Below are 7,512 nucleotides of genomic sequence, written 5' to 3'. Positions count from 1 at the left end.
AAAGCGAGTAGCCTGGAACGGAGATCACCTTCATTTGACTTAGGAGTGTTCACAAAGAGTCCCTTGACCATTTAGTTTTTCAACACTATGAAGAGCTGTCTGCTGACAGCTCTTTTCTTTTGGCATTAGAAATGAAGTAATAATGCATAGGACTTTTACGAATAGTATTTTACTTCAATTTTTGAGTCCTCTCACCCTTGAAGTAAGCTCCTTTATGCCCGTTTATTCGGGATGAATAAGGATAAACGAAAAAACTATTGTGTTTATAATAAATGCCTGATACTATGATTGAATTGTAGTGAAAAATCATTCGATTAAAATAATTTGCTATCGTCAATTACATCTAAGGAGTACATCAAAAATGCAACAGAAAATACCTTTCTCAACCTATGCAGTTATCGGTACAATGCTTTTCGGACTGTATTTTGGAGCAGGGAATCTTATTTTTCCAATCCAGCTTGGGCAATTAGCAGGCACTAACTTTTGGTTTGGATTAATAGGCTTTTTAGTAACAGCTATCGGTTTACCGTTTCTCGGTATACTAGCTATTGGCTTATCAGGCAGTAACGGATTACGTGATTTAGCGAGTCGTGTTCATCCTATATTTGGGGTGATTTTTTCATTAGCGCTATATTTAACGATTGGTCCATTTTTTGCCATACCACGTACAGCAACAGTACCTTTTGTTGTTGGCTTTGAACCATATATTCAAGCACAACATACAACACTTCTACTTGCATTATTTAGCTTTGTATTTTTTGCGATCGTGTATTATTTCTCATTAAATCCAGCAAAAATTATGGATTATATCGGTAAATATTTAACACCAGCTTTTTTAATTGTGTTATTTATTTTAATTATTACAAGTATTGTAAAGCCGATGGGGCATTTTCAGCAGCCAATGGGTGACTATATAGATGCAGCATTTATGACAGGCTTTAAAGAAGGCTACAACACAATGGATGTCTTAGCATCATTAGCCTTTGGGATTGTTGTTATTAATGCCATCAAAAGTGCAGGAATTACCGATCGAAAGGAAATTGCGAAGGCCACATGGACTTCAGGAATCTTTGCGATGACATTAATGATGCTCATATACGGACTTATCACGTATATGGGGACATCTAGTATGGAGGCGGTTGGTCCATACGAGAATGGTGGTTTAATTTTTGCAGCAGTTGCTGATCACTATTTCGGCTCATTTGGAGCTATTTTATTGGCAATCATTATTGTCCTTGCTTGTTTAAAGACAAGTATCGGCTTAATTACATCCTGTAGTGAGTTTTTCCACGAAGTCTTCCCAAAAATCAGTTATAAATTGTTTGTGTTCATACTGTGCCTAGTATCATTTACAATCGCTAACTTTGGTTTAACGAATATTATTCAATACGCGGTCCCAGCGCTGATGTTCTTATATCCGCTTGCGATTGTGTTAGTTTTACTAGCACTTAGCTCTTCGTTATTTAAAAATAAGCAGGCAGTCTATTTAACCGCCATGTTCTTCACTTTATTCATTAGTCTAATTGATGGTTATCGAGCATTAGCAACAAGTATACCAGCAGTAAAACTTGGTCTATTTGAAGCAGTAGAACAGTTATATTCAGATTTTTTGCCTTTTTATGATATTGGCTTAGGATGGATATTACCAGCTCTGCTAGGTGCCTTCATAGGCTATATATTCCCTTCAAAAAAAGTTACAAGTATTAACTAATGTTTAGTAAGACACATACTGGATGAATTATTTATCCTAACGTGTGTCTTTTTCTTTTCGGCCCCATACAAGCAATGTAAAATGATTTTTCGATTTATTTTAATGGTAACTGTCTAAGTAGTAAGAATAAAATCAAAAATAAGCAGAATTATTTTTATAGAGGAAAATGATGTGCTTTTACCTTATATAATATATCACTAAGAAGGGGGGGCACTATGAAAATAGATTATATATCTGATTTGCATTTGGATTTTCATATACCATATAGTAAAGATCCTCATATATTATATGAAACAACAACAGCATTTTTAGCTTCCATGTTACCTGAAACTTTAGGAAATGTGCTCGTTATAGCAGGGGATTTGTCACATTACAATCAGCAAAGTGTCATGATGTTAACGTACTTTGGACAGCATTACCAACATGTGATATGGGTTCTTGGCAATCACGATTATTATGTTATCTCAAAGCAGAAGCATTTGTATGGGCAGAGCAGTCAAAAACGTGTAGACGAACTAAAACATTTATTACAACATGAGCAAAATATTCATCTATTAGAACGTTTCAAAACGATTGCAATTGAAGGGAACATCTTTGCAGGTGCAACAAATTGGTATGCATTAGAGGACTATGCTGAGATTCAGTTTTTCAAAAGGTACATGAATGATTCAAAGCTTATACAGGATTTTGATATTCGACTGGAGCATTTAGCAGAGAAAAAAGGCTTTGGGCAGATGAAGCATATCGATGTGTGTATTACACATGTGCCACCCATTTTTATTAAAAGCCATAACATTTATGGTCGTGCGTATTGCTATGTTCACCCTATCAACTTGCAAGCAAATTACTATATTTTCGGGCATTGTCACGAGCAAAGCGTCTATGAACGTGCTGATTGGAAATTTTATATTAACGCAGTCGGTTATCCTACAGAGCATTTGCCTGCAAAAATTCGTAGCTTTACGATAGACGTATGAACATATTCGTATATCTGTATCGATAGCAAAGCGGCAGCTGGCAGCTACAGTTACGCTAAGGCGAAATTGATTCAACTTACCAAAAAGACACAACTCAACCTATTTTGGATTGAGTTGTGTCTTTCTAAATTTTTTTAATAAGCTGTCCAGCCACCATCAACAGCGATGACTTGTCCGTTAACAAAGCTCGCTTCATCTGAACCAAGGAAAATAGCAAGCTGTGCAATCTCCTCTGGTTGTCCAGCCCGTGGATTAATAGCCAAACCAAGTCCTTGGCGAGTAGCACCAACTTCACTCATATTTGTCATAGTAGAGGCAATATTGGTCATTACTGCACCTGGCGCAATACCATTACAGCGAATGTTTTTATCTGCATACATAAACGCTGTGTTTTTTGTTAAACCAACGACAGCATGTTTAGATGCAGTATAAGCAGCACCTGCACGAGCCCCATAGAGACCACCAGCAGAAATATTGTTGACAAATACCCCATGTCCCTGTGCTAGGAAAATCTCTGTTGCCATACGCATCGAACGCATTACGGCTGTAGTGTTCACAGCAAATACTTTATCCCAGCGTTCGTCAGATATTTCACCCACAGGCTCCATACCATCCATAATACCAGCATTATTTACTAAAATATCTAATTGTCCATAAGCCTTCTTTGTTTCATCAAATAAACGTTGTAGATCATCTGTTGATGCAACGTTTGTTTGTACAGCAATCGCGGATCCACCGGCTACTTGAATACTTTCAACTACGGCTTGTGCACCCTCTAAATTTAAGTCAGAAACAACAACTTTTGCGCCTTCTTTAGCATAACCCTCTGCAATTGCTTTCCCCATACCTGATGCGGCACCTGTTACGATAGCTACTTTACCTTCCAATCTCATCTTAAGGACCTCCTATATATGTGGTTTTTTTAGAGAATGTCCAAACATTTATAAACATATCTACAATATATGAAGTTAGATATTGAACATGTGTTCATTAAAATAATATAATATTTTTGTAAGCGATTTCAATAAGCAAAATACAAAGAACTGTCTAGTAATGAACACATATAAAAAATCTGTTGAATAAGGATGAGAAAATTTGAAAGCAAATGATCTAAGAGTTGTTAAAACAAAGCAAGCTTTGCATAATGCCTTAATGACTTTATTAAGTGAAAAACCTCTCGAAAACATTTCAATTGCTGAAATTTGTCGAGTTGCAAACGTGAATAGGGGAACCTTCTATTTGCACTATGAGCAAAAGGAAGGATTATTCGAGGAATACTTTCAGGAAATTATGGAGGATTTGTATAATTCCTATGAGGAACCTTACCGTGCAGTTACAACATTAGATAAGAACCAATTAGATCCAAATACCATACGAATTTTTCATCATATTGAGCGCTTTAAAATGTTTTACCGCATTGTTTTTTCAAAAAATGTTCCGCTAACCTACTATTACATGCTATTTGACGGGATTTATTCTCTTTTAAAGGGAGATATTACAGCTCAGCATAAGTTACATGATGAAATAGCTATTGATTATTACAGTGCATACCAGGCAAATGCAATCATAGGTCTTATTATTCAATGGTATCGTCTGGATTTTACAGATAGTGTGAGCACATTAAATAAACAACTAGCAGCTATTTTACGATTTGGCCATTAACGAATAATACACTCAGACTGTTGTCCTTGTTGAGGTAATTATAGTTTGAGAGTTTTTTGAGATATTACCCTTCTATAATAAATCAAAGTAGGCGCAATTTATTATAGAAGGAGTAGAAGTATGAGAGCTATGAATCAATACTTAAAGAAGATACTTATTTGGAGTGTAGTTGTGTTACTGTCTTCATTTACAATGTTCTCAAGTCAAGTACTAGCAGCCAATGAATGGTTTCAGCTTGGAAATGGAGGAAGCGAACTAGGAGATTTTGGCTATCCCAATAGTGTTACAACAGACACACAGGGAAATATTTATGTTGCTGATTCTGATAACAATCGTATACAAAAGCTAGATATTGCAACAGGTGTATGGAGTTATTGGGGTAATAGTAATGGTAAAGAGGGAAGTGCTCTTGGTGAATTTAATTATCCAGCTGATGTAGCTGTTGATAGTCAAGGAAATATTTATGTGGCAGATAAATTAAATCATCGCATTCAGAAGCTAGATGTGGCGACAGGTGTTTGGAGTAAGTGGGGAAAAGAATATCAAGGTCCAAATGTATTGGATAATGCCTCAGGAATTAATCCAGGTGAATTTCATAATCCTAGTGGTGTTGCAGTAGATCCCCTAGGTAATGTTTATGTAGCTGATACAACGAATCAACGTATTCAAAAATTAGATATTCTTACGGATCAATGGATAGTATGGGGGAGGGTCAATGCTAAAAACCTACCTTTAACTGGAAATAGTTTGGGCGAATTTAAGCAACCAGCTGGAATAGCAGTTGATCATGAGGGAAATATTTATGTAGCGGATACTGGAAATCATCGTATTCAAAAAGTCAAGCTTATAAAAAATAGTAGTGAAAATGGAGCAGTGTCTCATACATATGAATGGAGTGAATGGAAAAAAATAGGTGGAGGATCGGGTGGCGAACTTGGGGAATTTAGTGAACCATTTAACCTGGAGATTGATGAACAAGGAAATGTATATGTAGCTGATAGTAATAATAACCGTATTCAAAAACTAACTATCTCGACAAATGAATGGAGAATGTGGGGGAAAGCGGATGGTAGTGAAGGAAGTGAGCTAGGAGAGTTTAGCTACCCAACAGGAGTTACAGTAGATCACATGGGAAGTATCTATGTTGCTGATTTTGGGAATAGTAGAATTCAAAAATTTACGGCTCTTTTTTTCACGGTTAAATTCGATTCACAGGGTGGCAGCCAAGTAGTGGATTATGAGAATATCCCAAATAACACAAAGATTCATAGACCTAGTTCTCCAACAAGGAATGGTTATATTTTCGATGGTTGGTATAAGGATAGTTTATTGCAGGAAGCATGGGATTTTGACGCAGATATAGTTGCTGAAAATCAAACATTATATGCAAAATGGGAAGAAGCTCCGACTTTCTCCATTGAATCTATTGATAATCAAATATTAAGTGAGCTTTTATCTGATTATAGAAGTGGCACACAGGAGTCAAAAACAATCTCCATTAGACGCTCTGGTACAGCAGATTTAGAAAATATAAGCATAGTGCTCAGTGGGACAAATGCGGATAGTTTTGAATTAACGGAGCCTCTATTATCTAAGCTAGATAAAGACCATCCAGTCACAACATTTTCAATTAAGGCTAAGAATCGATTACCCGTAGGCAATTATTATGCATCAATTACAATTAAAGCAAAGAATATGGTGGATATGACATTTAATATAGCACAAGTAGTGAAGGCTCCATCTTCAGGGTACTATCCATCATCACCTATAGAACCGCCAATAACCTCAGTAAAAAAAGAAATCTTTATAAATGTACTGGAAAAAGAGGGAAAAAGGATTTCTAATACAGTCATTTCCAGAACTACCGAATCTAACGGCCAAGTGAAGGATAAAATAACGATTACGCCAGAAAGTGCTAAAGAAGTGTCAGAAAATCTAACTGAGATGCCAAATAACTTTGCTTATATTATTATTCCCGATGAAAAAGATGAGGTTGCTGAAACGATGATTGAAATTCCACGCTTATCACTTGCTTCATTAAATACAGGTATTTCAATTCGTACAGTAAATGGTGCTGTAATGATACCACATGCATCATTAAGTTCTGTTACAGATAATTTATACTTCCGTTTGGTGCCTGTTAAAACTGCTAAAGAAAAAAGTGATATTGAAAATCGTATGAAGCAGGAAGAAAAGATTAGACAAATAGCAGCTGGGAAAAATACAGCTGTTGAGGTGCTAGGGCGTCCGCTTACGATTGAAACTAATATGCAAAGTCGTCCTGTTACACTCGTACTCCCACTACCAGCTAATTTAACACAGGCACAGATAGAGCATTTAGCTATTTTTATTGAACATAGTAATGGTACCAAAGAGCTTGTTTATGGCCGAATTACACAATTTGATGAAATATTAAAAGGGATTGAATTCGATGTTAACCATTTCTCAACGTTTACCATTCTTTATATAGAAGAACCAGAGAAAATTATTGATATTATTGAAGAAGATATGTCTAAAGAGGAGAAAGCTATACATTATCCATATATACAAGGATATAGTGACGGCACTTTCCGTCCTAACCTAGCAATTTCACGTCAGCAAATGGCAGCTATGTTAGCACGCAATTTAACTCAAAATGAGGTTCCTGTGGCGCATACAATCAGCTATCGAGATATTCAACAAGCATGGGCATATGATGAAATTGAATATGTTCGAGATTTAGGGCTAATGACAGGTACTGCTGATAATACATTTACACCTAATGGAACTATTACACGAGCCCAAATGGCAGTAATTGCAATGCGTTGGATAGATAGACATTGTCTAAGTAGTTTGGAACAAGCTAACTACTGCAAGTCTATGAATGAAGCAAAAGAGTTTATTGATGTCTCAAAGAAGCATTGGGCTGCTGATTCTATTAAACGTATCTCTCAATTAGGAATTATGACTGGTGTGGGGGATGGAACATTTCGTCCTGAACAAAAATTAACTCGAGCGCAGGCTGTTAAGGTGTTAAATCATCTTTTTGAAAGAGGCCCCATTCAAATGACGATAGAGAACAAATTTAGAGATATAACACCAGGGCACTGGGCTTTCTATGAAATTCAAGAAGCGGCAGTGGAGCATGAAGGAATAGATTATTGATTTAAAGGTAAAAATCCG

Annotated in this window: 5 protein-coding genes; 4 read left to right on the top strand and 1 reads right to left on the bottom strand. The window is 36.3% G+C overall.

Annotation, left to right across the window (positions count from 1 at the left end; all coding sequences use genetic code 11):
- Positions 1-361: 361 nt before the first annotated feature.
- Together brnQ and ACQKIM_RS23330 are read left to right on the top strand one after the other, a co-directional pair.
- Entirely contained in the window at positions 362-1,711 is a 1,350-nt protein-coding gene (gene brnQ / locus ACQKIM_RS23335; protein ID WP_427548568.1) for a branched-chain amino acid transport system II carrier protein, read from the top strand.
- A gap of 215 nt (positions 1,712-1,926) precedes the next feature.
- Positions 1,927-2,688 carry a metallophosphoesterase family protein gene (locus ACQKIM_RS23330; protein WP_427548566.1) on the top strand — a complete coding sequence of 254 codons (762 nt, stop codon included), beginning with the start codon at positions 1,927-1,929 and terminating at the stop codon, positions 2,686-2,688.
- Between the two features lie 134 nt (positions 2,689-2,822).
- On the opposite strand, the gene ACQKIM_RS23325 is transcribed toward ACQKIM_RS23330, so the two are convergent.
- Positions 2,823-3,581: an SDR family oxidoreductase gene (locus ACQKIM_RS23325; protein WP_427548564.1), complete on the bottom strand. Its 759-nt coding sequence runs from the start codon at positions 3,579-3,581 to the stop codon at positions 2,823-2,825.
- 202 nt (positions 3,582-3,783) lie between these two features.
- Between ACQKIM_RS23325 and ACQKIM_RS23320 the strand changes: the two genes are divergently transcribed.
- A complete protein-coding gene (locus tag ACQKIM_RS23320; RefSeq protein ID WP_427548563.1) occupies positions 3,784-4,350 on the top strand; it encodes a TetR/AcrR family transcriptional regulator in 567 nt (188 codons plus the stop codon).
- 120 nt (positions 4,351-4,470) lie between these two features.
- Positions 4,471-7,494 (top strand): S-layer homology domain-containing protein, encoded by a 3,024-nt coding sequence (locus ACQKIM_RS23315; RefSeq protein ID WP_427548561.1) that lies wholly within the window; start codon positions 4,471-4,473, stop codon positions 7,492-7,494.
- Positions 7,495-7,512: the final 18 nt, after the last annotated feature.

The organism is Lysinibacillus sp. NPDC047702 (assembly GCF_050272555.1).
In the GTDB taxonomy this organism is placed as follows: domain Bacteria; phylum Bacillota; class Bacilli; order Bacillales_A; family Planococcaceae; genus Lysinibacillus.
Note: the sequence above shows the minus strand (reverse complement) of the source record. Positions and strands in the feature narration are given on the sequence as shown.